The organism is Methylobacterium sp. P3_A11 (assembly GCF_056403155.1).
In genome coordinates, this window is sequence record NZ_JBFUGA010000029.1 from 15,867 (window position 1) to 41,636 (window position 25,770).

At 69.2% G+C, this 25,770-nt stretch carries 25 protein-coding genes; 10 read left to right on the forward strand and 15 right to left on the reverse strand.

Going from position 1 to position 25,770, the window contains the following annotated elements:
- Nucleotides 1-278 precede the first annotated feature (278 nt).
- The 4 genes from AC1DXK_RS11650 to AC1DXK_RS11665 form a co-directional block, all read right to left on the reverse strand.
- Nucleotides 279-662: a RidA family protein gene (locus AC1DXK_RS11650; protein ID WP_457107212.1), complete on the reverse strand. Its 384-nt coding sequence runs from the start codon at nucleotides 660-662 to the stop codon at nucleotides 279-281.
- Nucleotides 659-1,873 carry a lytic murein transglycosylase gene (locus tag AC1DXK_RS11655; RefSeq protein ID WP_457107211.1) on the reverse strand — a complete coding sequence of 405 codons (1,215 nt, stop codon included), beginning with the start codon at nucleotides 1,871-1,873 and terminating at the stop codon, nucleotides 659-661. The genes AC1DXK_RS11650 and AC1DXK_RS11655 overlap by 4 nt, the downstream gene beginning before the upstream one ends.
- 384 nt (nucleotides 1,874-2,257) lie before the next feature.
- Entirely contained in the window at nucleotides 2,258-2,860 is a 603-nt protein-coding gene (gene leuD, locus AC1DXK_RS11660) for a 3-isopropylmalate dehydratase small subunit (protein ID WP_457107210.1), read from the reverse strand.
- Between the two features lie 188 nt (nucleotides 2,861-3,048).
- Entirely contained in the window at nucleotides 3,049-3,780 is a 732-nt protein-coding gene (locus AC1DXK_RS11665; RefSeq protein WP_457107209.1) for a HisA/HisF-related TIM barrel protein, read from the reverse strand.
- Nucleotides 3,781-3,789: 9 nt separating this feature from the next.
- Between AC1DXK_RS11665 and AC1DXK_RS11670 the strand changes: the two genes are divergently transcribed.
- Genes AC1DXK_RS11670 through AC1DXK_RS11685 form a run of 4 tightly spaced genes read left to right on the forward strand, consistent with a single transcriptional unit; the run spans nucleotide 3,790 to nucleotide 6,492 of the window.
- Nucleotides 3,790-4,839, forward strand: coding sequence for a hydantoinase/oxoprolinase family protein (locus AC1DXK_RS11670; protein WP_457107208.1), 1,050 nt, complete (start codon nucleotides 3,790-3,792; stop codon nucleotides 4,837-4,839).
- Complete coding sequence (locus AC1DXK_RS11675; RefSeq protein ID WP_457107207.1) at nucleotides 4,836-5,036, forward strand: hypothetical protein; 201 nt, start codon at nucleotides 4,836-4,838, stop codon at nucleotides 5,034-5,036. Before AC1DXK_RS11670 ends, AC1DXK_RS11675 begins: the two co-directional genes overlap by 4 nt.
- A 23-nt stretch (nucleotides 5,037-5,059) precedes the next feature.
- Entirely contained in the window at nucleotides 5,060-5,842 is a 783-nt protein-coding gene (locus tag AC1DXK_RS11680; protein WP_457107206.1) for a hypothetical protein, read from the forward strand.
- A 29-nt stretch (nucleotides 5,843-5,871) separates the two neighbouring features.
- The gene (locus AC1DXK_RS11685) at nucleotides 5,872-6,492 is read left to right on the forward strand and encodes a GNAT family N-acetyltransferase (RefSeq protein ID WP_457107205.1); all 621 of its coding nucleotides are present in this window, start codon (nucleotides 5,872-5,874) and stop codon (nucleotides 6,490-6,492) included.
- 81 nt (nucleotides 6,493-6,573) lie between these two features.
- On the opposite strand, the gene hpnH is transcribed toward AC1DXK_RS11685, so the two are convergent.
- Entirely contained in the window at nucleotides 6,574-7,737 is a 1,164-nt protein-coding gene (hpnH, locus tag AC1DXK_RS11690; RefSeq protein ID WP_243927709.1) for an adenosyl-hopene transferase HpnH, read from the reverse strand.
- Nucleotides 7,738-8,328: 591 nt separating this feature from the next.
- Between hpnH and AC1DXK_RS11695 the strand changes: the two genes are divergently transcribed.
- Nucleotides 8,329-10,995: an MMPL family transporter gene (locus AC1DXK_RS11695; RefSeq protein WP_457107222.1), complete on the forward strand. Its 2,667-nt coding sequence runs from the start codon at nucleotides 8,329-8,331 to the stop codon at nucleotides 10,993-10,995.
- Nucleotides 10,996-11,017: 22 nt separating this feature from the next.
- Here the strand turns inward: AC1DXK_RS11695 and AC1DXK_RS11700 are convergent, their stop codons facing one another.
- The 6 genes from AC1DXK_RS11700 to AC1DXK_RS11725 form a co-directional block, all read right to left on the reverse strand.
- Nucleotides 11,018-11,893 (reverse strand): bifunctional helix-turn-helix transcriptional regulator/GNAT family N-acetyltransferase, encoded by an 876-nt coding sequence (locus tag AC1DXK_RS11700; protein WP_457107204.1) that lies wholly within the window; start codon nucleotides 11,891-11,893, stop codon nucleotides 11,018-11,020.
- Nucleotides 11,894-11,925: 32 nt separating this feature from the next.
- Nucleotides 11,926-12,768 (reverse strand): hopanoid biosynthesis-associated protein HpnK, encoded by an 843-nt coding sequence (hpnK, locus tag AC1DXK_RS11705; protein ID WP_457107203.1) that lies wholly within the window; start codon nucleotides 12,766-12,768, stop codon nucleotides 11,926-11,928.
- A gap of 119 nt (nucleotides 12,769-12,887) precedes the next feature.
- Complete coding sequence (gene hpnJ / locus AC1DXK_RS11710) at nucleotides 12,888-14,321, reverse strand: hopanoid biosynthesis associated radical SAM protein HpnJ (protein ID WP_149310638.1); 1,434 nt, start codon at nucleotides 14,319-14,321, stop codon at nucleotides 12,888-12,890.
- A gap of 57 nt (nucleotides 14,322-14,378) precedes the next feature.
- Nucleotides 14,379-15,587 (reverse strand): bacteriohopanetetrol glucosamine biosynthesis glycosyltransferase HpnI, encoded by a 1,209-nt coding sequence (hpnI, locus tag AC1DXK_RS11715; protein WP_457107202.1) that lies wholly within the window; start codon nucleotides 15,585-15,587, stop codon nucleotides 14,379-14,381.
- A 78-nt stretch (nucleotides 15,588-15,665) separates the two neighbouring features.
- Complete coding sequence (locus tag AC1DXK_RS11720; protein WP_457107201.1) at nucleotides 15,666-16,301, reverse strand: MlaC/ttg2D family ABC transporter substrate-binding protein; 636 nt, start codon at nucleotides 16,299-16,301, stop codon at nucleotides 15,666-15,668.
- Entirely contained in the window at nucleotides 16,292-17,401 is a 1,110-nt protein-coding gene (locus AC1DXK_RS11725) for a flippase-like domain-containing protein (protein WP_457107200.1), read from the reverse strand. Before AC1DXK_RS11725 ends, AC1DXK_RS11720 begins: the two co-directional genes overlap by 10 nt.
- A 209-nt stretch (nucleotides 17,402-17,610) precedes the next feature.
- Between AC1DXK_RS11725 and AC1DXK_RS11730 the strand changes: the two genes are divergently transcribed.
- The gene (locus AC1DXK_RS11730; RefSeq protein ID WP_457107199.1) at nucleotides 17,611-18,786 is read left to right on the forward strand and encodes an amidinotransferase; all 1,176 of its coding nucleotides are present in this window, start codon (nucleotides 17,611-17,613) and stop codon (nucleotides 18,784-18,786) included.
- Nucleotides 18,787-18,832: 46 nt separating this feature from the next.
- Here the strand turns inward: AC1DXK_RS11730 and AC1DXK_RS11735 are convergent, their stop codons facing one another.
- On the reverse strand, nucleotides 18,833-19,837 hold the full coding sequence (locus tag AC1DXK_RS11735) for an alpha/beta fold hydrolase (RefSeq protein ID WP_457107198.1): 1,005 nt from the start codon (nucleotides 19,835-19,837) through the stop codon (nucleotides 18,833-18,835).
- Nucleotides 19,838-19,940: 103 nt separating this feature from the next.
- Nucleotides 19,941-20,738 carry an FkbM family methyltransferase gene (locus tag AC1DXK_RS11740; protein WP_457107197.1) on the reverse strand — a complete coding sequence of 266 codons (798 nt, stop codon included), beginning with the start codon at nucleotides 20,736-20,738 and terminating at the stop codon, nucleotides 19,941-19,943.
- A gap of 689 nt (nucleotides 20,739-21,427) precedes the next feature.
- Between AC1DXK_RS11740 and AC1DXK_RS11745 the strand changes: the two genes are divergently transcribed.
- Together AC1DXK_RS11745 and kdsA are read left to right on the forward strand one after the other, a co-directional pair.
- A complete protein-coding gene (locus AC1DXK_RS11745) occupies nucleotides 21,428-21,919 on the forward strand; it encodes a hypothetical protein (RefSeq protein WP_457107196.1) in 492 nt (163 codons plus the stop codon).
- Between the two features lie 10 nt (nucleotides 21,920-21,929).
- Nucleotides 21,930-22,784, forward strand: a complete 855-nt coding sequence (kdsA, locus tag AC1DXK_RS11750) for a 3-deoxy-8-phosphooctulonate synthase (protein WP_457107195.1) — start codon at nucleotides 21,930-21,932, stop codon at nucleotides 22,782-22,784.
- Between the two features lie 6 nt (nucleotides 22,785-22,790).
- Here kdsA and AC1DXK_RS11755 read toward each other — a convergent pair whose 3' ends face one another.
- A complete protein-coding gene (locus AC1DXK_RS11755) occupies nucleotides 22,791-23,465 on the reverse strand; it encodes a class I SAM-dependent methyltransferase (protein ID WP_457107194.1) in 675 nt (224 codons plus the stop codon).
- A 324-nt stretch (nucleotides 23,466-23,789) separates the two neighbouring features.
- On the opposite strand from AC1DXK_RS11755, the gene AC1DXK_RS11760 reads away from it, so the two are divergent.
- Together AC1DXK_RS11760 and AC1DXK_RS11765 are read left to right on the forward strand one after the other, a co-directional pair.
- On the forward strand, nucleotides 23,790-24,122 hold the full coding sequence (locus AC1DXK_RS11760) for a hypothetical protein (protein WP_457107193.1): 333 nt from the start codon (nucleotides 23,790-23,792) through the stop codon (nucleotides 24,120-24,122).
- A gap of 246 nt (nucleotides 24,123-24,368) precedes the next feature.
- Nucleotides 24,369-24,887, forward strand: a complete 519-nt coding sequence (locus tag AC1DXK_RS11765; protein ID WP_457107192.1) for a hypothetical protein — start codon at nucleotides 24,369-24,371, stop codon at nucleotides 24,885-24,887.
- Nucleotides 24,888-25,161: 274 nt separating this feature from the next.
- Here AC1DXK_RS11765 and queF read toward each other — a convergent pair whose 3' ends face one another.
- Nucleotides 25,162-25,614 (reverse strand): preQ(1) synthase, encoded by a 453-nt coding sequence (gene queF, locus AC1DXK_RS11770; protein WP_457107221.1) that lies wholly within the window; start codon nucleotides 25,612-25,614, stop codon nucleotides 25,162-25,164.
- Nucleotides 25,615-25,770 lie beyond the last annotated feature (156 nt).

Here is a 25,770-nt window from a genome sequence, read left to right on the forward strand (position 1 = left end):
TCGTGGATCTCAACACGGGACGACGAAGCGGCTGCCTCGGGAACGGCGTGCGTGGGGCGTAAGGAGAGGCTTTCGTCGGGGCAACAGAACCCGAGGGCAATGCCGCGCCGGCCGGAACGCCGGAGCGCACAGGCGGGCGGCCCGAATGGCCGCTGCAACCGGTAGGGGCGGGCAGCCGCGGTTCGGGCGCGATCGGGGCGTTTGTATCGATGGATCGGACGGTCCGGCAGAACGGCACGCAGGGCCCGCGCGCCGTCCCCGGCGCGATGCGGACAGCGCTACCCGATCCGCGCGGTGACCTCGATCTCGACGCGCATCTCGGGGCGCAGAAGGCCCGCCACGAGCACGATCGTGGCGGCCGGCCGGATGTCGGCCAGAACCCGTCCGCAGACCGCCAGCACGGCCTCGGCGTCGTCCCGGTCGGTGACGTAATAGGTGGCGCGTACGATGCCGGCGAGGTCCGTCCCGGCCTCGGCGAGAACCGACCGGATCGTGCGCCAGCATGCCTCGGCCTGCGCGGCGGCACCCTCGGGCATGGTCATCGTGGCGTAGTCGTAGCCGGTCGTCCCGGACAGATGGACGGTATCCCCGTCGACCACCGCCCGGGAGTAGCCGTAGTCCCGCTCGAACGGGGAGCCTGACGTGATGAGCCGCCGGCTCATCCGCCGCGCAGGGCTTCCAGCACCTTGCCGCCGGGACGGCCCGTGGGATTCATGCCGAGCTTGCGCTCCACATCCTTGATGGCGTCGCGGGTCTTCTGGCCGACCTTGCCGTCCGGCTCGCCGACATCGTAGCCGCGGGCCGCGAGCCGGGTCTGGAGGTCGCGGCGCTCGGCCCGGGACAGGGGCGGATCGTCGGTCGGCCAGGCGGCCTGGACGCCGGCCTTGCCGCGCAGCCGGTCGGACAGGACCGCGATGGCGAGGCCGTAGGACTCGGCGGCGTTGTACGAGTAGATCGCGTCGAAGTTCCTGGTGACCAGGAAGGCCGGCCCGTCGATCCCGGCCGGCGCGATGATTCCGGCCGGTCCGTCGCCCGAGAGCGGGCGGCCGTCCACGCGGGTCACGCCGAGCGAAGCCCAGTGAGCGAGCGGCTTCTTGTTCTTGCGTCCGGCGGCGCCGACGTTGAAGCCGCGGGGCAGCTTCACCTCGTAGCCCCAGACCTGGCCGTTCTGCCACTTGGCGACGTGCAGGAAGTTGGCGGTGGACCCGACCGCGTCGGCCACCGAATCGACCACGTCGCGCCGCCCGTCGCCGTCGCCGTCGACCGCGAGGCGGTGATAGGTGGTCGGCATGAACTGGGTCTGGCCGAAGGCGCCCGCCCAGGAGCCGGTCAGCCGCTCGGGCGCGATGTCGCCCCGCTCGATGATCCGCAGGGTGGCGATCAGCTCGCCGCGGAAGAAGTCCCGGCGGCGGTTGCTCGAGCAGGCCAGCGTCGCCAGCGACTGCACCAGCGGCATCTTGCCGAGGTTCTTGCCAAAATTCGACTCGACGCCCCAGACGGCGGCGATCGTGTAGCGGTCGACCCCGTAGCGCGACTCGGCCTGGGCGAGGGCCGCCGCGTGCTGGCGCATGGCCGCGCGCCCGTCCTCGACCCGCTCGTCGTCGACCAGCGCCGCCATGTAGTCCCAGATCGGCGTCTTGAACTCGGGCTGCGCCTGCGAGAGTTCGATCACCTTGTCGTCGTAGCTGATCCCGCTCGTGGCGGACCGGAAGGTCTGCGCCGAGACCCCGGCGGCGGCCGCCTGGGACTGGATACCGGCGAGGCAGCCGTCGAAATCGGCCCGCGCCGACAGGGTCGTCAGGGGCAGCGCCGCGATGCCGGCGAGCAGCCCGACCGCGCGCGCGAGTCTCGGTCCCGTCGGGTGCTTCGGCATTCAGGCGATCCTCACGATGCGGGTCAGACTCTGCCGGCGGATTCAGGCGACATGTGGGTTAACGAAGCGTGAGGCGCGGCGCCTCGCCCGGACCCGCTTGTCGGCCGACCGGCAGGTTGGCACCGAACCCGACCGGCCACGGCGGGACCTTCCAGGCCTGACGGCGGAACCCATGATGAAGGATCGGAACCGGTACGGCGCCGAACGGATCGGCACGCCCGGCCGCGTCGGCGAGGTCAAGGCCGCCTCAAGGCGGGAGACGGGCGCGCCGCATGCCGGCGCCGCTCTGATCGAAGCCTTCCCCGGGCAGGGCAAACGACGACCGGCCGGCGCAGGACCGCCCATCGGTCGCCTATCGGCAGGGCTCGGAGGTCGGGACCTCGCTCAGGCCCATTCCCGCTGGGCGAGCTTCTGCTCGTAGGCGTCGATGGACGCGGCGCGCTCCAGGGTCAGGCCGATCTCGTCGAGCCCGTTCAACAGGTTGTGCTTGCGGCCCGCGTCGATGTCGAAATGCAGGGTGCCGCCGTCCGGCCCCCGGATCGTCTGCGCCGCCAGATCGATCGACAGGGTCGCGTTCGCGCCGCGCTCGGCATCCTCGAACAGCTTCTCAAGGTCTTCGGCGGACACGACGATCGCCAGGATGCCGTTCTTGGCGCAGTTGTTGAAGAAAATGTCGGCGAAGCTCGTCGAGATCACGCAGCGGATGCCGAAATCGGCGAGCGCCCAGGGCGCGTGTTCCCGCGATGAGCCGCAGCCGAAATTGTCGCCGCACACGAGGATCTTGGTGTTCCGGTAGGCGGGCTTGTTGAGGATGAAGTCCGGGTTCTCGGTGCCGTCCTCGCGATAGCGCATTTCGGCGAACAGGCTCGTGCCGAGCCCGGTCCGACGGATCGTCTTCAGATACTTCGCCGGGATGATCCGGTCGGTATCAACGTTGATCGTCCGCATGGACGCCGCGACGCCCTCCAGGGTCGTGAACTTTTCCATCGTCTGACGGCTCTCGCGGTTGCGCTTCCTGTCCGTCCCGTCCTTGCGAGCGGAGCGAAGCAACCCAGGGCAGCTCGACCTCGGCGAGCGTAGCGCCGCTGGATTGCTTCGCTCCGCTCGCAAAGACGAAGGGAGCGTCGATACCTCTGCTGCAGCCTCTTAGCAGCCCGTGTTGCCCGCCGGAAGCATCAGGCGAGATCCGGCGCGGCGGCCCGGGACAGGGTGCCGTCGTGGAGCGCCGAGGCGACCAGCGCCCCGGCGATCCCGGCCGTGCGCAGCGCCCGCAGGTCGTCCGGGCCGCGGACGCCGCCCGCCGCGTAGAGGTGGCGATCCGGCGCCCGCGCCCGCAAGGCGCCGAGGGCCGCGAGGTCTGGGCCGGCCCCGGCGCCGACCTGCGCCAGCGTCATGGCGATCACTTCAGGCGGCCAGATCGTCGGATCGTCGTGGAGCGCCGCCGGGCCGAGCCGCTCCGTGCCGCGGGTGTCGAGGGAGAACACCGCCCGGTCGCCGAGGCGCGCCACGAGGCCGGCATCCGCCTGGCTCTCGCTGCCGATCACCGGCCGCCCGAGGCCGGAGGCCAGGAAGGCGTCGACGCCGGCCGCTTCGGCGAAGCCCGCATCAACCCACAGGGCGGCATCCGGGCAGGCGCGGGCGATCGCCTCCAGGGCGCGCAGATCGGGCGCGGCACGATCGATGATCGCGTCGAGATCGGCGACGTAGAGGATCGCGGCGGGCCACGCGTCGCACAAGCCGCGCGCCACCGCGGCGGGCGCGGATCCCTTTGCCAAGGGCGTCTCGATCGGGGCATAGGAGGAGCGTTCACCCCGGCGCGCCCGCACCACGCGGCCGCCCCGGAGATCGAGCACCGGGATCACCGCGAAGCCGGGGCGCCCGATCCTGTGGTCCATCGAGGCGCCCATCACGGTCCCATGCGCTCATCTAACCCAATGACGATCGGGTGGGACCTCGGCGGGGTCCACGTCAAGGTCGCCCTGGTGGAGGACGGCCGCGTCGTGGCCGCCGCCCAGGTGCCGTGCCCGCTCTGGCAGGGCCTGCCCGCCCTCGACCGGGCGCTGGACGCCGCCCCCGACTGGGCTCGCGGCGCGGCCTCGCACGCCGTGACCATGACGGGCGAGCTGACCGACTGCTTCGCCGACCGGCGCGACGGCGTCGCGGCGCTGTCCGGATGGGCCGGATCGCACCTCGCCGGGACCGTGCGGATCTACGCCGGCCGCTCCGGCTTCGTCGCCCCGGAGGCCGCCGCCTCCCACGCGGCGGACGTGGCCTCGGCCAACTGGCACGCCACCGCGGCCCTCGCCGGCCGGCACGTCCCGGACGCGCTCCTGATCGATATCGGCTCGACCACCGCCGACCTGATCCCCATCGTCCGCGGCCGGCCGGCCGCCACCGGCTACAGCGACGCCGAGCGGCTGGAGACCGGCGAACTCGTCTATACCGGCGCGGTGCGCACGCCGGTGATCGCGCTGTCCGACCACGCCCCCTTCGCGGGCCGCCGCACCCGCCTGATGACCGAGACCTTCGCCCACATGGCGGACGTCTACCGCATCCTCGGCCAGCTCCCCGAAGGCGCCGACCAGCAGCCGAGCGGCGACCGCAAGGGCAAGTCGGTGGCCGAGAGCGAAACCCGGCTCGCCCGCGTCGTCGGGCGGGACCGGACGGAGGCGCCCGCCTCCGCCTGGGCGGCGCTGGCCGGCCACTTTGCCGAGGCGCAGCTGCGCCTGCTGCACGATGCGGCGGCGGACCTCCTGAGCCGGCCGGATCTCGGCGCGGGCGCCCCTCTGGTCGTGTGCGGCGCCGGCACCTTCCTGGGCCTCCGCCTCGCGGAGCGGCTCGGGCGGCCGGCAACCCCGCTGGTGGCGCTGCTGGAGGCGCGGATCGCCGGCGCGCGCGACGCGATCTCGACCTGTGGACCGGCGGTGGCCGTCGGCCTCATCGCCGCGGAGGAAGCAGTCGCATGAGCGCCATCAAGATCCTGGCCCGGTTCCTCACGGCCCGGGTCGGGCCGCATATCGAGCTGGCCGTCGAGACCGAATCGGGGGAGGTCCTGAAGGTGCTGGCCACAGAGGACCAGATCGACCGTCTGATCGACGAGCTGGAGGACATGCTTCACGCCCCCGCCGATCCGGAGGATGACGGGCCGCCCGAGGCGGCCTGACGCCCCGGATCGCGCAGGGCGTCATGAGCCTGATCGCCGCCAAGATCCTCGTCACGCCGACGCTGATGTGGGCCGTCTCGGCGGCCGCGCGCCGGTGGGGCAGCCTCGTGGGCGGCCTCCTCTCGGGCCTGCCGCTCACCTCGGCACCGATCTCGATCTATCTCGCGGTGGAGCAGGGCGAGCGCTTCGCCGCCGACGCCGCCGTCGGTTCGGTGGAGGGCTTAGGGGCGGTCACGGCCAGCTACCTCGCTTATGCCGCCTGCGCGCAGCGGATGGGGATCGTCGCCGGCGCCGCCATCGCCCTGGCGGCCTTCGTCCTCGGGGGCGCCCTCCTGCACGGCGTGATCCGGCCCGGTATCTGGCTGGCCACGGCGATCGACCTGCCGGCGATGGCGCTGGTCGTCGCCCTGTGCCGGCCGGCCGTCGAAGCGCGCGCACCGATCCGCCGGCCCCGACCGCCGCGCTGGGATATGCCGGCGCGCCTCGCGGCCGCCACCACCCTGGTCCTGCTGGTCTCGACCCTCGCCCCGCATCTCGGCTCCGGCCTGAGCGGCGTCCTGGCGCCGATCCCGATCATCTCCTGGCCGCTGATCGTGTTTGCCCGGGCGCAGGACGGGGCCGGCGCGGCGCTCGACGTGGTACGCGGCAGCGCGCAGGGCGCGTTCGGTGTGCTGGCCTTCTATGTCTGCGTGCACCTGCTGCTCGGGCGAATCGACCCGGTCGCGGCCTACGCGGCGGCGATCGCTGTGTCGGCGGCCTGCGTTCTGCCCTGGCTGATCGCGCGACGCCGCCCGCGGGCGATCTGACCCGCGCCGAGGCATCTTCGGAGGACGCCATGCTGCCGAACACGGGGATCCCGACCCTGGCCCCGGGCTTCGCGGCGGTACCGCCCGGCCATATCGCGACCATCGTCACCAGCCTGGAGATGCTCCGCCCGCCATCCCCGCCGCCCGTCCGGCGCTTCCCAGCCGGGATCGCCCTCGAACCCCTGGAGCGGGCCGACCCGGAGACCTACCGGACCCTGTTCCGCGCGGTCGGCGCCGACTGGCTGTGGTTCTCGCGGCTCACCCTGCCGGAGGGCGCTTTGGCCGCCATCCTCGCCGACCGGGAGGTCGAGATCTTCGCGCTTCGCCGTGAGGGCCGGGACATCGGCATGCTGGAACTGGATTTCCGCGAGCCCGGCGCCTGCGAGCTCGTCTTCCTCGGATTGACCCGAAGCGCGATCGGAACCGGGATCGGCCGCACGTTGATGAACGCGGCAATCCGCCGGGCCTGGGCGCGTCCGATCACGCGGTTCTGGGTGCACACCTGCACCCTGGATCATCCCGACGCGCTCGCCTTCTACCGGCGCTCGGGCTTCGATCCCTGTGCCGTCCATGTCGAGGTCGCGCCCGATCCACGGCTCGACGGGACCCTGCCACGGGATTGCGCGCCGCACGTGCCGCGGCTCGGGTGATGCGCCGGGCGGCGATCCCTGAAACGAAGAGACCCGCGGCCTCACGGCCGCGGGTCTCAGGTCGTCAATGGCGCGGGCCGATCAGGCGGCGGTGCGCTTGCGGGCTTCCTGCTTCGTGTCGACGCCGGCCGCTTTGATCTCGGACAGCTTCTGCGCGACGTTGCGCGAGAACACGAACTCGGCCGGGCGCTGGTTCTCGAGGCTGACCTCGGGGGCCATGGCGCCATCGGTCTTGATGCCGCGGATCGCGTGGACCAGCGGCTTCCACGGCTTGCGGACCGAATCGACCACCGAGGAGGCCTCGTAGCCCGAGTGGACCATGCAGTCGGCGCACTTCTCGTAGTTGCCGGTGCCGTAGGAATCCCAGTCGGTCTCCTCCATCAGCTCCTTGAAGGTCGCCGCGTAGCCCTCGCCGAGCAGGTAGCAGGGCTTCTGCCAGCCGAACACGGTGCGGGTCGGGTTGCCCCACGGGGTGCAATGGTAGGTCTGGTTGCCGGCCAGGAAGTCGAGGAACAGGCCCGACTGCTGGAAGGTCCACTTCTCGCGGCCCTTCTCCTTGCCGTGCCGGAACACGCCGCGGAACAGGTCCTTCGTCGCCTTGCGGTTCAGGAAGTGCTTCTGGTCGGGGGCGCGCTCGTAGGCGTAGCCGGGGGAGACGGTGATGCCGTCGATGCCCATCCGGGTCACGCTGTCGAAGAAGTCGGCGATCTTCTCCGGCTGCGAATTGTTGAAGAAGGTGCAGTTGATGGTGACGCGGAAGCCCATCTCCTTGGCCTTCGCGATCGCCGCCACGGCCTTGTCGTAGACGCCGCGCTGGCACACCGACTGGTCGTGCATCTCCTTGTCGCCGTCGAGATGGATCGACCACGTGAAGTACGGGCTGGGCTTGTACTCCTTGATCTTCTTCTCGAGGAGCAGCGCGTTCGTGCAGACGATCGCGAACTTCTTCTGGGCGATGATGCCCTCGACGATCTGCGGGAGGTCCTTGTGCAGGAGCGGCTCGCCGCCGGCGATCACCACCACCGGAGCACCGCACTCGCGCACCGATTCGAGCGCGTCGGCGACCGGCAGGCGCTTGTTCAGGATCTCGTCCGGGTAGTCGATCTTGCCGCAGCCGGCGCAGGCCAGGTTACAGCGGAACAGCGGTTCCATCATCATCACAAGCGGGTAGCGCTTGCGGCCCGTGAGGTGCTGCTTCAGGATGTAGCCGCCGATCTTCGCGACGTACCGGAGGGGGATACCCAAGATTGCGGCTCCTTACTTCGTCGGCCCCGGGGCGTCGGGGTGCTTAACGCGAAAAAATCTCGAATTCCAGCGACCTAGCTTGGAACTAATCTGAAACGACCCCGTTTCGGCGGGACCATGACATCTTATTCGGCTCCTGACGCAACGGCGCCACATGAACTGCGTGCGCAGGCTCGATGGGTGCGGACGTCCGATCGTTGAGGACAGCACGTGCATTGCGTCGGCAATACGACCGGAATCCCAGGATTCTGGTGGCCGCGCCAGCAACGCCGTGCGCTAGCGCACACGGGCAGGCGCGGGATGCACGCCATGGCGGCCGCGTTGCAATCTGGCATCGCCCTCTTTACTGAGCCTCGTGGCCGCGATGCAAGTCCCGGCCCGCGTCGAGCGGTATCGGCCCGCTGACGCGCGCGGCGCGGCCGGAACCGCCGGTGCGGCGTTCCTCGGACCCGATGCGCGGCGGGACGGATCGCGGAGCAGCCGCGCCGCGAGCCGCGAAGCCCTCGGTCGCCGATGGCCCTGGCCTGGGCCGGACAGATAGCAGGAGCCGGTCGCGCACGGGGCGCGTCCGATGCGAACAGGCAGGTGCTCGTGATCGAAAGTCTCGTCGGGTTATCGGTGCGGTATCGGTGGATCGTGATCGCCCTCACGGCGCTTCTCACGGTCGCGAGCCTCGGGGTCGCGGCGCACCTGTTCCGAATCAATACCGACGTCGAGCGGCTGATCGACCCGAAGGAGCCGTGGCGTCAGGACGAGATCAACTTCGAGAAGGCGTTCCCCCAGCGCAGCAACACGATCGTTGCGGTGATCAACGGCGAGACGCCCGAAGAGACCGAAGAGGCGGCCGCCAGCCTCGCCAAAGCGCTCACCGCGCACAAGAATCTGATCGAGACGGTCTACCGGCCCGACGGCGGCCCGTTCTTCGACAAGAACGGCCTGCTGCTGATGTCGCAGGCAGACCTCGACAAGACCCTGGAATCGCTGACCCAGCAGCAGGGTCTGCTCGGGCCGCTCGCCGCCGATCCGTCGCTGCGCGGGGTGATGCGGGTGATGACGCTGGGCGCCCGCGGGGTGAAGACCGGCGATGCCAAGCTCGAAGATCTCGAGAAGCCCATGGGGCAGATCGACGCCACCCTCCAGAAGGTGCTGGCGGGCAAGCCGGCGCGGATGTCCTGGCAGGAACTCCTGTCGGGGGGCGAGACCAGCGTCACCGACAAGATGAAGTTCGTGGTGATCCAGCCTGTCCTGGACTTCAACGCGCTTGAGCCCGGCTACCAGGCGACCAAGCTGATCCGCAACGTCGCCCAGGATCTCAAGATCGACGGCGAGCACGGCTTGCGCATGCGCCTGACCGGAACGGTGGCGGTGGCCGACGAGGAGTTCGCGACCCTGTCGGAGGATGCGGGCGTCAACAACAGCATCATCGTGGGCGCGATCGTGCTGTTCCTGTGGCTCGCCCTGCGCTCGGGCAAGCTCGTCGGCGCTGTGATCATCACCACCTTCGCGGGCCTCGTGGTGACGGCAGCCCTGGGCCTCGTCATGGTCAAGGAGCTGAATCCCATCTCGGTGGCCTTCGCCGCCCTGTTCGTCGGACTCGGCATCGATTTCGGCATCCAGTTCTCGGTGCGCTACCGAGCGGACCGCTACGAGCAGCCGAGCCTGGAGAGTGCGATCCGCGCTGCCGCCCGCGGCGTCGGCTGGTCGCTGACGCTCGCCGCGGTCTCGCTCGTCGCCGGCTTCTTCGCCTTCCTGCCCACCGCGTTCCGCGGCGTGTCCGAACTCGGCCTGATCGCCGGTGTCGGCATGGTCGTGGCCTTCCTGTTCTCCCTGACCCTGCTCCCGGCGCTGATCGCCGTGTTCAAGCCGGAGGGCGAGAAGGCGGCAGTGCAGACCGACTGGCTCGTGGGCGTCGACCCCTGGATCATCCGCCACCGCAAGCCGATCCTGATCGGCGTCGGCCTCGTGACCCTGGCCGGGGCGCCCCTGCTCTGGCACCTGCCGTTCGACTCGAACCCGATGCACCTGCGCAGCCCGAAAACGCAGTCCATCGCGACCTACCTGGACCTGATCAAGAATCCCGAGACCAGCCCCAACTTCATCGACGTGCTGGCGCCGAGCGTCGAAGCGGTTCCGGCCCTGTCCAAGCAGCTGATGGCACTGCCGGTCACGGCCTCGGTCAACAGCATCGACACCTTCGTGCCGCGGGACCAGGACAAGAAGCTCACCCAGATCGCCGACACGGCCCAGCTCCTCGACCCGGTGCTTAATCCCGGCCGCAAGCCGCCGCCGCCCACCGATGCCGAGAACGTCAAGGCGCTCAAGGACGCCGCCACGGCCCTGAACGGCGTGGCCGGCGACGCCAAGGGGGACGCGAAGGGCGCCCAGGAGGCCAAGCAGCTCGCCGGCACCCTCGACAAGCTCGCGGCCGGCCCGGTGACGCTGCGGGAGGCGGCCTCGGTGGCCCTGACCAAGGATCTGGTTCCGCTGCTCGCCCGCCTGCGCGACCTGCTGCATCCCGAGAAGATCACGCTGGACAACCTTCCGCCGCAGCTCAAGGCCGATTGGGTGGCGGCCGACGGGCGCACCCGGATCGAGGTCCACCCGAAGGGTGATTCGAACGACGATACGGTGCTGCGCAACTTCTCGGACGAGGTGCTGAAGGTCGCCCCGCACGCCACCGGCGCGCCCGTGGCAACCACGCAGTCGAGCTACACGATCCTGGGCGCCTTTGTGCAGGCGGCGGTGACGGCCTTCGTGCTGATCTTCGTCATCCTGTCGGTCGCCCTGCGCAAGCCCTGGGACGTTGCGATGACCCTCGGCCCGCTGGTGATCGCGACCCTCTGGACGCTGATGGCGCTGCGCATCGTCGGCATGCCGCTCAACTTCGCCAACATCATCGCCCTGCCGCTGATGCTTGCCGTCGGTGTGGCGTTCCACATCTACTACGTGATCGCCTGGCGGGCCGGCGTGAACGACATGCTCGCTTCCAGCCTGACCCGGGCAATCTTCTTCTCGGCGCTCACCACGGGCAGCGCCTTCGGATCGCTCGTCCTGTCGAGCCATCCGGGCACTGCGAGCATGGGAAAGCTGCTCGCGCTCTCGCTGTTCTTCACCCTGATGGCGGCCTTCTTCGTGGTGCCGGCGACCCTCGGCGAGCCGCCGGCCCAGCCCGACGAGGACCGTCCGGAGGCCGAGAAAGCCGCCGGCGCCGCCATGCGGAAGAGCGTCGCGCAGAAGGATCCCGTGCCGGCCAAGTAGCGGCTGGCGCCTCGGCCAGATTTCAGAGGGCCTTCTCGAAGAAATGGTCCGGGTAGGGATCATCGTTGAAGCGATCGATCTCCACCCAGCCCAACCTCCGATAGAGTGCCAAGGCCTCGGGGAGGGCGCTGTGGGTGTCGAGCCGCAGCGTCCGGATCCCGAGATCGCGGGCGACATCCTCGGCCTCCCGCATCAGGCGCTTGGCGAGACCCAGGCCGCGGGACGCCGGATCGATCCAGAGTCGCTTGATCTCCGCCTCCGGGCCGCCGTTTCCCTTGAGGCCGACACACCCGACCGGCAGGCCGTCCGAGACCGCGAGCAGGAAGACGCCCCGGGGACGCACCATGGCGCTTGCCTCGGGGTCGCAGGACCGGGCGACATCGAACCCTCCGGCGAAGCGCGCGGCCAACTCCGCGTAGTAGGTGGCGAGGCAGGCGCGGGCCGCCTCGCCGGTCGGTTCGGCCTCCGTGATGGCGATGGCGTCGCGGCCCAGGACGAGGGCAACGTGGTCCATCGCGCGCAGAAGGTCGTCCGCGCACGGCGCCCGTTGCAGCAGCGCGACGGCGCGAGCATTCGACAGCGCCTCGTAGGCGTCGAATTCGCGCCGGCCGGCTTCGGTCAGGGACGCGACCCGGCGTCGGGCATCCGCGGGATGGGGCACCGTGGCGACCAGTCCCTCCTCCTCCAGGCTCCGCAGGAGGCGGCTCATCAGGCCGGAATCGAGGCCGAGATAGCTGCGGATCTCGCCGATCTCGGCGCGCCCCGCGCCGATGGCGTTGAGGACGCGTGCGGCGCCCAGGGGACGGCCCCGGCCGAGGAACGAGCTGTCGAGCGCCCCGACCTCGGCCGTGACGGCGCGGGCGAAGCGGCGGACGCGGGCGATCTCGGTAGGCGACATTTTATCTGACTAAAGTCAGATATCAGCCCTGGTCAACCGAGGAAGTCAGAGAACCCGCCGCGGATCGCGCCCGACGCGTCGGCGGCCGAGCGGGCTGCGGGGGCGATCAGCGCGTCCCGCTCGTCGGCGTAGCGGTAGCCCGGTGCCTCGCCGGGGAAGCCGCCCGCGGTGGCCGGATGGGTGTAGAGTTCGGTCAGGCCGTCCGGGAGTTCTGCCAGCAAAGCCGCGACGCGGGCCGGCGTCATCGCCCCGGACCAAGCCAGGCCGAGGGTGCGGTCCGGGATCAGCAAGCCGGCCTGCCGGGCGCGGACGGCGAGCAGGGCTGCCCAGGGTGCGATGTCGAGGGCCAGCCGCGGGCGGGCGCCAGGCTCGGCGCGGCGCAGGATCTCCCGCGGCTCCCGGGGCACCCGCAGGGCGCGCATCCCGAAGTCTTGGCCGATGCGCAGCACCGCGCCCGCGATCAGCGGATGGACGTGGAAATGCTTGTGGGCATTGACGTGGTCGAGCGGCAGGCCGGTGGCCCGGTAGGCCTCGAACTGCGCGCGGATCTCGGCGGCGAGCTGGCGCCGGGCCGCTGGCCTGCGGGCGAAGTCGAGGCCGAGGCGGGCCATGTCGGCGCGCATCAGGCCGGCCGGGTCGGTCAGGTCGGGCAGATCCGCCGCGGGGAGGGTGGGCCACGCCTCCACGAGGACGAGGTGCAGCCCAACCCGCAGGGACGGCATCCGCTTCGCCCGCGCCACGGCGTCGGCGGCGGCCGGCGCCGAGACCATCAGGCTCGCCGCCGTGAGGATCCCGTCGCGATGGGCCTGCTCGACGGCCTCGTTGACCTCGGGGCTAAGCCCGAAATCGTCCGCGGTGACGACCAGACGCTTCACGCAAACCTCGTCACGGGTGTCGAGAGGACGTGCCCTCTCGCGGGTCCAGGGCGGAGCCCTGGGTAGGGGCGGGGCTCCGCCCCGCTCCCCGCCGGGTCCTTGGCCCCGGACCCCTTTCCTTACGCCGCCTTGGCGGTGCCCTGACGCTCCTTGAGGAAGCGGTAGAATTCCACGCCCTCGCGCAGGCGGCGCTTCATCATGTCGGGCGAGCGCACCATCTCGCTGACGATCGAGGCGATCTTCGGCGCCCGGAAGTAGAACTTCTTGTAGAACTCCTCGACCGAGGTGAAGATCTCGGTGTGCGAGAGGTGCGGGTAGTGCAGCGGCGCGACCTGCACGCCGTTCTCGTCGACGAGCTCGGCGTTCTCGATGTCGAGCCAGCCGTTCTCCACCGCCTGCTTGTACAGGAAGGTGCCCGGGTAGGGCGCCGCCAGCGAGACCTGGATCGTGTGCGGGTTGATCCGCTTGGCGAAGGCGATCGTCTCCTGGATCGTCTCCTTGGTCTCACCCGGCAGGCCGAGGATGAAGGTGCCGTGGATGGCGATGCCCAGCTCGTGGCAATCCTTGGTGAACTTCTCGGCGACCTCGACCCGCATGCCCTTCTTGATGTTGTGCAGGATGGTCTGGTTGCCGGACTCGTAGCCGACCAGCAGCAGGCGCAGGCCGTTCTCCTTGAGGACCTTCAGGGTCTCGCGCGGCACGTTCGCCTTGGCGTTGCACGACCACGTGACGCCGAGCTTGCCGAGCTCGCGGGCGATCTCCTCGGCGCGCGGCAGGTTATCGGTGAAGGTGTCGTCGTCGAAGAAGAACTCCTTGGTCTGCGGGAACTCCTTCAGGCAGTACTTGATCTCCTCGATCACGTGGGCGACCGAGCGGGTGCGGTAGGTGTGGCCGCCGACCGTCTGCGGCCAGAGGCAGAAGGTGCAGCGGCTCTTGCAGCCCCGGCCCGAGTAGAACGAGATGTAGGGGTGCTTCAGGTACCCGATGAAGTACTTCTCCATCTCGAGGTCGCGCTTGTAGACGCTGGTGACGAAGGGCAGCTGATCCATGTCGGTCATGATCTCGCGGTCCTCGTTGTGGACCACGACACCGTTGGCATCGCGATAGGACAGACCCTTGATCTGCGCCATCGGCACGCCGTCGGCGACTTCCTTCACGGTGAAGTCGAACTCGTTGCGGGCGCAGAAATCGACCACCGGGGCCTGGGCCATCGCGCCGGCGGCATCGACCGCGACCTTGGCGCCGATCAGGCCGGCGATCAGCTTCGGGTTGGCGGCCTTGAGCGCCTCGATCGTCTTCACGTCGGACTTGAACGACGGCACCGAGGTGTGGAGCACGACGAGGTCGAAGTCGTTGGCCTGCGCCACGATCTCGGGGAGCTTGATGTTGTGCGGCGGCGCGTCGATCAGCTTCGAGTTCGGCACCAGGGCGGCCGGCTGGGCCAGCCAGGTCGGGTACCAGAACGACTTGATCTCGCGCTTGGCCTGGTAGCGGGAGCCGGCACCGCCGTCGAAACCGTCGAAGGTGGGGGCCTGGAGGAAGAGCGTGCGCATGGGGTTCAAGGCCTCAGGGCAATGCCGGGGGGAGGGCGGTTGAAGAGAAAGCCGGGTTCAGCGGAGCGGCGCGCCGGCATCGCGGCCGAGTTCGGCGTCCGGGATCAGGGTGCCATCCGCAACCACGTGATAATCGTGACCTTTCCATGTCACCGCCCCCGACACGAAGGCCCAGGAGAAGTTCAGGAAGGAGAGGATGTCGCGGATCGGCAACAGTCCGTAGGGGTGCGGGGCGAGGCCGAAGGCCCGCTCGAGGTGCCGGCACAGCAGGATCCGGCTCGCCAGCGCAGCGGCGGCGACCCAGAGCGCGCCCGTGCCGGCGCCCGGCAACAGGGCACCGAGCAGGGCGAGGGGGAAGGCATGCGTGACGATCGAGCCGGCATAGCCTGCCGGATCGACGGTGCGGATCGTGCGGTTCCAGCGCAGCTCGTGCCGCCACAGGCCGGACAATTCGGTGTCTACGCTGGTATGGCCGATGGTGAAGCTCGGGATCGCCACGCGGCCGCCGAGGCCGCGCAGGGCGGCACCGATGGCGTAATCGTCCGCCAGATCGTTGCGGAAGGCGCGGAAGCCCCCCACCGCCTCCAGGTTTGCCCGGGTGAAGGCGACGGTGGAGCCGAAACAGGGCTTCGCCAGACCGAGGCTCAGACCCATCACGACGTTGGGCAGGAAATGGGTGTCGATCGCCAGCGTCGAGAGTTGGTCGTAGAGGCCGTGGTAGGCCGGGACGCCGTGGTACAGGCAGGTGACGCCCGTGACACCCTCCGGTGAAAGCTCGGCGACCAGGCGCTCGAGATAGTCGGGGCCGACCACCATGTCGCTATCGGCGAGCACCACCACGTCGTGGGCGATCGATTCGGCCATGTTGATCAGGTTCGAGACCTTGCGGTTCGAGCCGTGCTGGCGGCCGTCGATCACGAGGTCGATGCGGGCCTCGGGATAGGCCTGCTGCAGCCGCTCGACCACGTCGATCGCCGGATCGGTCGCCCTCTGAACACCGAACACCACCTGGACCGGGCCGGCGTAATCCTGGCGCAGCACGGTCTCGAGATTCGCGTAGAGATTCGGCTCGAGGCCGCAGAGGGGCTTCAGCACGGTCACGGAGGGCCGCGGTGCGTCCGCGTCCAGGACCGGGGCGATGCGGGCTGCGTACCGGCCGGCGCAATAGGCCGCGGCCAGCCCGTAGAGGCCACCCGCCGCCGCCAGGATCAGACAGAGCAGAGACAGCCAAGAGAGGCCGTGCAACGCCAGCGAGGAGACATCCATCCGGTCGGATCCGTGCGGTCGTCCGGCCGCGTCAGGCGGCGATGGCCGCGAACGGCCGGTTCAGGTCGGCGTCGGCGTTCACGGTGTCGGCTTGGCGGCGAGCATGCCGTCGGCCCGCGCACGGAGGAACTTCACGACGCCGTCGGCGCCGCCGGATTTCAGCGGCGCAGACAGGGCGTTGCGCTGGGCGGCGATCTCGCTGACATCGCCGTTGAGCAACACGTCCTGGATGCGGTTCTCGGCGTTGACCACGAAGTCCACGGCGGAGTCGTCGCCGTCCGCCGCGGTGACGCGGGTCGGCACCACGCGCTGGGCACCGCGCTCCTCGACCTTGGGGGTCACGTCGAACTTGCCGCCGGCGGCGCGGGCCAGACGATTGGCGTAGGTGATGGTCAGGCTGCGCTTGAACGCGTCGATGACCGCCGCCTGCTGCTCCGGCGTGAAGCTCGACCATTTCGCGCCCACCGCGAGGCGGGTCATGACGGGAAAGTCGAAGGCCTTCTCGATCGCCGGCCCGACGGCCTCGACCCGCGCCGGCAGGGGGCCGGGCCCGTCCTTCACCGCGGCCGAGAAGGCCGCGTAGAGGTCGCGCACGGTCTGAACGGCGGGATCGTCCGCGGCCCAGGCCGGGACCGGGACGAGCAGGGGCAGCGCCGACGGCGCGGTGACGAGGGCGGCGATCAGGGCGGCCGCGAGCCGGCGGGTCAGGCGCACTTCTTCAACTCCTCGCCGTCGCCGAGCCGCGTCCCCATGCGTGGCGGCGCGTAGCTGTAGAACGGGCCGAGGGTCGCGGGCTGCGCGATCCTCTTGGCTCTGCGTCCGGCCTCCAGCTCCGCCTCGCGCTCCTCCTCCGGCGCATCGGCCCGGAGCCGGGCCTCGATCCGGTGCCAGAGCAGGAGGCTCGGAAGGCCGACGCCGAGATCGGCGAAGCGCTTGACCAGGGACAGGGCGAGCGCCGCCTCGACCGGGATGTTGAACAGGCCGCACAGGGCGATCAGGCCGCCCTCCTGCGCGCCGAGGGCGCCCGGCACCGCGAAGGCCGCACCGCGCACGGCCTGGGCGAGACTCTCGATCATCAGAGCCTGGGCGAAGTCGATGGGATAGCCCATGAACCGCAGGCAGACGTAGACTTCGAGCGTGCCGATCACCCAGCCGGCGAGGTGGACCACCAGCGCCAGCACGAAGCGGCCATGGTTGCCGTAGAGCCGGCGCAGGCTGTCGTAGAGCTGGTCGATGGCGCCGAACGCCCGCCATTCGCGACCGGAGGCGAAGCGGCTGAGCAGTCCCTGGATGAGGCGGTGTCCGGCCCGCCGCTGGATCAGGTAGAATGCGCCCAGCGCCGGCACGGCGATGGCGAGCCCGCCCGCGACGGTGCGGGCGATCGGCCCGTCGCCGGCGATCACGACCAGCAGGGCGAGGCCGATCACCGTGAACAGGAGCTGCGTCAGCGCCTGGGTCATCAGGTCGACGAACATGCTGGCGCCCGCGAGCGCCCCCGGAACGTTGCGCTTCGACAGGAGGCGCGCACCGACGAAGTCACCGCCGACGGTGGCCACGGGCAGCAGCGTGTTGATACCCTCACGAACGAACCGGAGGGACACGCAGTCGGCGAGCTTGGCCGTGGCCCGCGGGAACACGACATACCAGCCGAGCCCCGCCCAGGCGACGGCCGCGATGCGGGCCAGCACCACGAGGGCGGCGCCCCAGCCGGCACTCACGACGGCGGCCGACACATCCTCCAGGCCGGAGGACATGAACAGGCCGACGACCGTGCACAGACCGGCGATCGAGGCCAGGGTCGTCAGGCGCTTCATTGTCGTCTTTCAAGCTCGCAACAGGCTTGATGCGGGAAATCGGTCACGGTCGCGGCAGAAATAGGTCCGCCGAGCCGGGAACGTTTCTGTCACGTTGCAGCACGGATTAGCGGTGTCTATCACCCGTTTGACACACCGGGAGCCAAAGCGGCGCGGGGCCTGAGGGCCTACGCAGAAGGCCGCGGCACGTCGCAGAAGGGGCACACGTCATGGAGCGCGAATCACCGATCACGGCCCTCGAGGCCGTGACCGACGAAACGCATGCCGGCGGCCTTCCGGGCGGACTGGAACCGGGCGTCCCGGCCCCCCAATCCCCGGTCATGGCCTGGAACGAGTGGGATCCGCTGGAGGAGGTCATCGTCGGCTCTCTCGACGGCGCCACGATCCCGACCCATCACCTCACGGTGATCTTCAACCTGCCGCGCGCGGCGCAGCCGTTCTACCGGCTGGCGAGCGGCTGGAAATATCCGAAGTTCATGAAGAAGCTCGCCCAGGCCGAGCTCGACAACTTCATCACTATCCTGGCCGGCGAGGGCGTGAAGGTCCGCCGCCCCGACACGGTGGACTTCTCCAAGAAGTTCAAGGCGCCGCGCTGGTCGTCCCGCGGCTTCTGCGTGGCCTGCCCGCGCGACCCGTACCTCGTCATCGGCGACGAGATCATCGAGAGCCCGATGTGCTGGCGCTCGCGCTACTTCGAGGGCGACGCCTACCGGTCGCTGTTCAAGGAATACTTCCGCGCCGGCGCCCGCTGGACGTCGGCGCCGCGGCCGCAGCTGACCGACGACCTCTACAACTACGATTACCGGGTGCCGAACCTGAAGGCCGGCGAGCCCATGCAGTTCACCGTCAACGAGTTCGAGCCGGTCTTCGACGCCGCCGACTTCGTCCGCTGCGGCCGCGACCTGTTCGTCACGCGCTCCAACGTGACGAACCTGATGGGCATCGAGTGGCTGCGCCGCCACCTCGGCCCGGGCTTCCGCATCCACGAGATCGAGAGCCGCTGCCCGCAGCCGATGCACATCGATTCGTCGTTCATGCCGCTGGCCCCCGGCAAGGTGCTGGTGAACCCGGATTACGTCGACGTCGAGAAGCTGCCGGCCGTGCTCAAGAAGTGGGACGTGCTGATCGCGCCGCGCCCCGACCCGGTCGAAGGCTTCATGAGCAAGATCTCGATGTGCTCGCCCTGGACTTCGATCAACGTCCTGGCGATCACCGAGAAGAAGATCGTCGTCGATCAGAGCCAGCCGACGCTGATCAAGGCGCTCAAGGATTGGGGTTTCGATCCGATCCCGGCACCGTTCCTCAGCTACGGCCCGTTCGGCGGCTCCTTCCACTGCGCGACCCTGGACGTCCGCCGCCGCGGCGTGCTGAAGTCGTACTTCTAAGGCCTGTCCGGTCCCTTCCCCTCTGCGCGGGAGGGACCGGCCCCGTTCACCGGCCCGCGATCCCCGCGAGCAGCGCCCGGTTGAACCCCTCGGGATCCGCTATCTGCGGCGCATGACCGAGGTCGGGAAACTCCACGAGCTGCGCCCCCGGGATCGCCTGCGCGGCCGCCTTTCCGAGTTCGGGATAGTTGCCGAGCTTCGGCCGCAGCTCCGGCGGGGCGAGGTCCTTGCCGATCGCCGTGTTGTCCTTCTGGCCGATCAGCAGCAGGGTCGGCACCGCGATCTGCGGCAACCGGTAGACCACCGGCTCGGTGACGATCATGTCGTAGACGAGCGCCGAATCCCAGGCCACCGCCTCCTTGCCGGACCCGCTGTTGAGGCCGGCGAGCATCGTCACCCACGGTTCGTAGCGAGGCTCCCATCGGCCCGCGTAGTAGGTCGCGGTTTCGTAGGCGCGGATCGACTCCGCCGAGGTCTTCAGCTCGCGCTGGTACCATTGCGCCAGCGAGATCGGCGGCAGGCCCTTGGCGCTCCAGTCCTCCAGACCAACCGGATTGACCAAGACGAGCTGCTCGATCGCCTTCGGGTAGAGCAGGGCGTAGTGCGCGGCGAGCATGCCGCCAGTGGAATGGCCGACCAGGATTGGGCGCTCGACCGCGAGCTTGTCCAGGAGCGCGTGGGTGTTCTCGGCGAGCTGCCGGAAGCTGAACTGATAGGCGGCCGGCTTGCTCGACTTGCAGAAGCCGATCTGGTCCGGCGCGATCACCCGGTACCCAGCTGCGCTGAGCGCGCGGATCTGGCTCTCCCAGGTGGCGGCGCAGAAATTCTTGCCGTGGAGCAGCACCGCGGTGCGGCCGTTGGGGGTTTCGGGGCGGACGTCGAGATAGGCCATCTGCAGCGGCTGGCGCTGCGACGTGAAGGTGAAGCGCTCCACCGGAAACGGGTAGGCGAAGCCTTCAAGTTCCGGCCCGTAGGCCGGAAGCGGCTCCGCGCGGACGGTTCCCGACAGCGCCAGGGCCAGCAGGACGGAGGTGAGGACGGTTCGAAGCATGGCCGCGTCGGAGCCTGATCTGCGAGCGGCGTGCGGCGCCGCGCCGCCCGCCCAGATCGGTCATCCGAGGCCGCCTGTCTACGCATCGCGGCCTCGACCGGCCTTAAGCCCCGTTCGGCGGTGATGCCCCGTCGGTGTCGATCTTGATGTACCAGTCATCAAACATCGACAGGTTCTCGAATTTTCGGCGGTATCCGTTCCGCGACAGGAGATCGTAGATCTCGCCGCGCTGAGACGTATAATTATGGTCGACGCTCAGCAATTTCACGTCGTATTCGCTGAAGTCGAAATTCCGAAGAATCTCGATTTCACTGCCTTCCGTGTCGAGACTGATATAATCGATGACCCTCGGTGCGCCCGCCTCGCGCAGCACGTCGCGAAGGGACACGGTCTCGACCTCGTAACGCGTTCCGTCCCGCCGAAGATGCCCCTGCGTGTCGGCTTCCGAAAGGGCATCGATGGTCGAGTATTCAGCTGCGCGCGTTTCATTGAAGGTCAATGCCTGGCCGCCCTGACCGTAGACGCACTGGTCGGTGATGTAGCAGTGCCGCTTGGCGCGGAGCCGCTCCTGCCAGCATCGTGCCGGTTCCGCGAGCACGCCCCGCCAGCCGAAGATTTCCTCCAACAACAGCGTATTGCTGAGGGTCGAACCGTCGCAGGCACCCAGCTCGACAAAATACCCGTCGCGCTTCTGCCCGAGTTCATACAGGACCCACAGGTCCTGCATGAGCTGCGCGTTCGACAGAGGTGCCCGCCGGGCCGCGTAGATCAAGAAGTCGACTTGGTCGCCGTGAAGCTCTTGCCCTGGACCCAACACGCCCTTGAGGTCCCGAATGGAACCCTCGAGCGATTCCCTCACGTCGAGGATCGATTTGAACACGGTCAAAAATTGGCTTTCCACAACGAGCCTCCCCCGCAAACCGTGATTCCAGCAATCGGTGCCGCCATTTCAAATCTGACGGCCGCCGCGGCTACGGCCGGCCGACCCGCCATCCCGCGCGCAGACCGGACAACCCCGCTCCCACAGTCCTCCGGCAACGGCTCGATGTCGCGACGTCCGTCGACTCGACAGCCCCACAGCGAGACAGCCGATCCGTCGTCCAATCCAAACCGGCTGGTGGCGGCCTGGAGGGTTGCACCGCCCTGTGCTCGCGGCCGACGACAACCCTTCGATCCTGTAGGAGGAACCTTTCGCGTCGGCGATCATAGATCGGCCGGTGCATTGGCTGGAGGGAGCATCTCGGTCTTGGGCCATGACATTCAGCAATCCGCCAGCAAGACGCCCCACTTCAAGGGAAGAGTACTTCCATGGATCACTGATGGTTCAAGACATCATCATCGCAGCCGCGGGCATTCGTCAGTTCGACGAGCCTTACAAGAAAGATCGAACCACCGCCAGATCAAAAAAATCGTGCGCCTTCGTCACGATTAGATCACTTTCAATGATTTATATCCGTGTATTTTTATAATACATCTCCTATTATTGACATAAAAGCGAAATTTTACTAATATTTGTGCCCTAGAAATTAGAAATCTTAGATAATCTTACTCGGAACGCCGGCGCCCCTGCACAGGACTCGATGAACGACGATGGATCGATCTTCACAAACAGCCCTAATTTTTGCTTTCCTGGCCTCCCTCTCGGCCGGCTCGGCCCGGGCCGCGGATCCCTGCGACGTCCTCGCCGCCCGGGTCATCCGCACCACCGGCGCCTCCCTGGCCGGTCGGGCCGGCCCGGTCGCGGTGTTCCGGGCGCAGGATGCCGAACGGATGAGCCTCGATTGCCGTGTCCCCGCGCGGATCACGGTGGCCTCCCTCGATCGTGAGCCGCGGCCGGCGTATTTCACCCTGATCGGCCGGGCGGCGCAGGCGCTCGCCGGCACGGATGTTTCCGCGGCCGAGGGGCTGGCGCTCAACCTTCACCAAGCCAGCCTCCTGGCGCAGGCGCCGCGCCGGGGTGCGACCGGCCGGATCCTGATGCTGTGCGAGACCGGTCCGCGCAGCGACGGATTCCGGGACGACCTCACGGTCTGCCGGATTGCGAACCGGGCCGCCCTTTCGCGGATCCGCCGCAAGGGCTAGACCGGCCCGCATGTCGAAGATCGAGACACACGGCCCCGTCGTCCAAGTCGGCGGCGCGCGCTTCGCCAACCACCTGCCGCTCACGCTGATCGCCGGCCCCTGCCAGCTCGAAGGGCGCGGCCACGCCCTCGAGATCGCCGCCGCCCTGAAGGAGATGGCGGCGGGCCTCGGCCTCGGCCTCGTGTTCAAGACCTCCTTCGACAAGGCCAACCGCACCTCCGGGACTGCCGCCCGGGGCATCGGCCTCGACGGGGCGCTCCCGGTCTTCGCCGAGATCCGCGAGACGCTCGGCCTACCGGTCCTGACCGACGTGCACGCCGCCGAGCATTGCGCCCGCGCGGCCGAGGCGGTGGACGTGCTCCAGATCCCCGCCTTCCTGTGCCGCCAGACCGACCTGCTCCTGGCCGCCGCCGCCACCGGCCGGGCGGTCAACATCAAGAAGGGCCAGTTCCTGGCGCCCTGGGACATGAAGCACGTGGCCGCCAAGGTCACGGAGGCTGGCAACCCCAACGTCATCGTCACCGAGCGCGGCGCCTCCTTCGGCTACAACACCCTGGTCTCGGACATGCGCAGCCTGCCGATCATGGCGCAGGTCACCCAGGGCGCGCCGGTGGTGTTCGACGCCACCCATTCGGTCCAGCAGCCGGGCGGCCAGGGCGCGAGTTCCGGCGGGCAGCGGGAATTCGTCGCCGTCCTGGCCCGCGCCGCCGTGGCGGTTGGCGTGGCCGGCGTGTTCATCGAGACCCATCCCGATCCGGACCGGGCGCCCTCCGACGGCCCCAATATGGTGGCGCTGAAGGACATGCCGGCGCTGCTCGAAGACCTCATCGCCTTCGACCGGCTCGCCAAGCGCCGGACCGCCTGAACCGGTTCAGGCGGCGGCAGCCTCCAGCACGTGGATGCGCAGGGGCTGGACGAGGCCGTAGCGTCCGTCGGCCCCGCGCACGGCCGCCCTGAGGAAGGCCGCTTCCGCGACGGGCCGTCGGTCCCGGATGATCGCCACCCGGGCCGGGTCCACGGTGCTGACCCGATCGAAGAAGGCTTCGAGGGAGCCGAACTGCTCCCGCCGCTCGATGGTCACGTCGCGGCAGCACGCCAGGGCGCCCCCGGAGAGGACTGCCGCGATGGCGTCCTGGGCCGCGGCCCGGATCGCGGTCTCGTCCTCGATCGGCCGCAGGGCATCGAAGAAGGTCCCGGCAGCGAGGGGTTCGACGACGACGAGTCGTCCGCCCGGGACAAGCACCCGCGCCGCCTCGACGAGGGCGGCCGCGGGGTCCGGCACGTGGTGGAGGGCGTTCAGCAGCACAGCCCCGTCGAAGCTGGCATCGGGGAAGGGCAGGGCCTCGCCGCCCGCCACCTCGAAGCGGGCTTCCGGCACCGCGGCCCGGGCCTTGGCGAGCGCCGCCGTGCCGGGATCGATTCCGGTGACCACCGCCCCCTCGTCGACCAGCCGCCGCGCGAGGGTTCCGGGACCGCAGCCGATGTCGAGGATCCTCTTGCCGGGGAGCGGCGCGAAGCTCTCGCGGATGAGGGTCAGGGCGTCCATCGTCGGTCCTCCGGAAATCCCCGTAGCACGACCGATCGCGGAGAGGCGATTTTTGCCGCCGGAACGGCCGACCGGCCGGACGCGGGACCGAGTTCTGCCCGTCGCGAGCGCCGCGGACGCGTAGACGATCCGCAAGTGTTCAGCCGCGATCCGCACGCAGACACTCGAGCTTGACGGCGATCGGCGGTGCGTCGGCGATGATGAACGCTGGTTCAGGATTCTGTCGGTGTGCGGACCCGCACTCGAAGTCGGGACGAAGTCTGGAACTGAGCACGAGCGGCCACGTTAATGGGCATGTTCGATCGAGGATCGAGAAGGAACACTATGCGCAAGATCGGGATCATCGCCACCGCTGCTGCCCTCGCGATCGGCAGCGTCGCTGCTACCACGGGCGCCGAGGCGCGTCCGTACGGGTACCATGGCGGCTACGGCGGCTATGGCCACGGCTACTACCGCGGCCGTCGCGGTATCGGCACCGGCGCCGCCATCGGCCTGGGCATCGCCGGTCTCGCCGCTGGCGCTATCGCCGCCGGCGCGGCCCGCGACAGCTACTACGGTGGTGGCTACGGCTACGCTCCGGCCTACGGCTACGCCCCGGCCTACGGCGGCTACGGCTACGCCGCTCCGGGCTACGGCTACTACGGCTACGGCTACTGAGAATAGCGATCCGTGAGGATCAGGGGGCGACCGGCGCAAGCCGGTCGCCCCATTTTTATGGGTTCTCGAAGCGCTGCGAGGATTTCGGCCGACCCGGCCCCGTAGGACAGCAAGGGCGCTCCCGGTTGCGTCACCGCGGGGTCCGACGGTCGGGCTGGCCGCCGCCTGCATTCCTAAACAGGGATTGCCTTCCGGATTCTGCTGCGACATCCTGTTCAAGGATAGTTATCTGTCGGAGGGCGGACGGTGCCGATCATCGCGGCCGTCATCGGAGCGATCATGACCGCGCTGGTCTACTGGTTCATGTACGGCGGCGGCATGGCCCAGATCGACCGCCATCTGAACGATCGGCGCAACGCCAGGCTTCGCGCCAAGAGCGAGGCGGCCTATCGCGCTGCACCGGTGCGCACGATTCGGGACCCAATCGATGCCGCCGGTGTCCTGATGTATCTGGTCGCCCTTGCGCGCGGGACGCCGACTCCGGAGCAGGAATCGGCGATCGAAGCCGAGTTGCGCGCGATCGCGCCGCCGGCTGACGATCTTGCGATCCGGATCGCCTATATCCGCCACGCCGCCCATCAGGTCGCCGATGCCGAAACGGCCCTCGGCCATCTGGCGCCCCTGCTGCGGGAGAAGCTGACGCCTTCGGAACACGCCGATCTCGAACGCATGCTCGGTGCCGTCGCGGCCATCCATCAAGGGCCGATCCCGGCACAGGAAGGCCTGATGGCCCGGACGGCACGCAGCCTGGCGCCGATCGACTGACATGAACGCGAGCCGAATCAGCCCTGGCGCGATGGACCCTCGGACAACCGGCAACACAGTCGGATGGGACATTGCACCCACCGGTGTGCGCTCGTGATCCACGATGGGCAGACGCATTGCCTGGCGGCTCTGGAGGAAACGGTGCGCGCCCGGATTACCGGCCAAGCGCATTCGTTCGCGGCGGCCTGTCGCGATCGGGGGATCCAGATCTTCGCCGGCCAAGCCCGGCACACGCCGCGCGAAGTCGAGCGCGGACCGCTGGCGGCCGTGACGGTCACCGCCCGCGATAGGGCGGCACCCCGGGATCGGGCAGCCAGACGGTCTTGGGCGGCTCGCCCGTCTGCCAGAACACGTCGATCGGGATGCCGCCGCGGGGATACCAGAACCCGCCGATGCGCAGGTAGCGCGGCTCCAGCAGGTCGCGGAGCCGTTTACCGATCGCCACCGTGCAATCCTCGTGGAATGCGCCGTGGTTGCGGAACGACCCGAGGTAGAGCTTCAGCGACTTGGACTCTACCAGCCAGTCGCCGGGGACATAGTCGATCACCAGGATCGCGAAATCCGGCTGCCCGGTGACCGGGCAGATCGAGGTAAATTCGGGCGCGGTGAACCGGGCGACGTAGTCGGTATCCGCGTGCGGGTTCGGGACCCGGTCGAGGCGCGCCTCTTCGGGGGAGGTGGGAACGGGCGTCGGCTGGCCGAGCTGGAGGTCGTTGGCGGTCGTCATGGCGCGCATATAAAGCGTGCCACCGCCGCGCGCATCCATCGAATCCGCGGCGATTTCCCCCGCGTATGCGCCAGGAGACCTGTCGCTCCGGTGCTTGCCGCCGGCCGCGGCTTGACGGATAAGCCGCCGCGATGTGCCGCACCCGGAATCGGGACG

Coding starts and splice junctions, on each gene's coding strand:
- AC1DXK_RS11650 (WP_457107212.1), bottom strand. CDS start 662: ATGAGCCGGCGGCTCATCACGTCAGGCTCCCCGTTCGAGCGGGACTAC.
- AC1DXK_RS11655 (WP_457107211.1), bottom strand. CDS start 1,873: ATGCCGAAGCACCCGACGGGACCGAGACTCGCGCGCGCGGTCGGGCTG.
- leuD (WP_457107210.1), bottom strand. CDS start 2,860: ATGGAAAAGTTCACGACCCTGGAGGGCGTCGCGGCGTCCATGCGGACG.
- AC1DXK_RS11665 (WP_457107209.1), bottom strand. CDS start 3,780: ATGGGCGCCTCGATGGACCACAGGATCGGGCGCCCCGGCTTCGCGGTG.
- AC1DXK_RS11670 (WP_457107208.1), top strand. CDS start 3,790: ATGCGCTCATCTAACCCAATGACGATCGGGTGGGACCTCGGCGGGGTC.
- AC1DXK_RS11675 (WP_457107207.1), top strand. CDS start 4,836: ATGAGCGCCATCAAGATCCTGGCCCGGTTCCTCACGGCCCGGGTCGGG.
- AC1DXK_RS11680 (WP_457107206.1), top strand. CDS start 5,060: ATGAGCCTGATCGCCGCCAAGATCCTCGTCACGCCGACGCTGATGTGG.
- AC1DXK_RS11685 (WP_457107205.1), top strand. CDS start 5,872: ATGCTGCCGAACACGGGGATCCCGACCCTGGCCCCGGGCTTCGCGGCG.
- AC1DXK_RS11700 (WP_457107204.1), bottom strand. CDS start 11,893: ATGTCGCCTACCGAGATCGCCCGCGTCCGCCGCTTCGCCCGCGCCGTC.
- hpnJ (WP_149310638.1), bottom strand. CDS start 14,321: ATGCGCACGCTCTTCCTCCAGGCCCCCACCTTCGACGGTTTCGACGGC.
- hpnI (WP_457107202.1), bottom strand. CDS start 15,587: ATGGATGTCTCCTCGCTGGCGTTGCACGGCCTCTCTTGGCTGTCTCTG.
- AC1DXK_RS11725 (WP_457107200.1), bottom strand. CDS start 17,401: ATGAAGCGCCTGACGACCCTGGCCTCGATCGCCGGTCTGTGCACGGTC.
- AC1DXK_RS11730 (WP_457107199.1), top strand. CDS start 17,611: ATGGAGCGCGAATCACCGATCACGGCCCTCGAGGCCGTGACCGACGAA.
- AC1DXK_RS11735 (WP_457107198.1), bottom strand. CDS start 19,837: ATGCTTCGAACCGTCCTCACCTCCGTCCTGCTGGCCCTGGCGCTGTCG.
- AC1DXK_RS11745 (WP_457107196.1), top strand. CDS start 21,428: ATGGATCGATCTTCACAAACAGCCCTAATTTTTGCTTTCCTGGCCTCC.
- kdsA (WP_457107195.1), top strand. CDS start 21,930: ATGTCGAAGATCGAGACACACGGCCCCGTCGTCCAAGTCGGCGGCGCG.
- AC1DXK_RS11755 (WP_457107194.1), bottom strand. CDS start 23,465: ATGGACGCCCTGACCCTCATCCGCGAGAGCTTCGCGCCGCTCCCCGGC.
- AC1DXK_RS11760 (WP_457107193.1), top strand. CDS start 23,790: ATGCGCAAGATCGGGATCATCGCCACCGCTGCTGCCCTCGCGATCGGC.
- queF (WP_457107221.1), bottom strand. CDS start 25,614: ATGACGACCGCCAACGACCTCCAGCTCGGCCAGCCGACGCCCGTTCCC.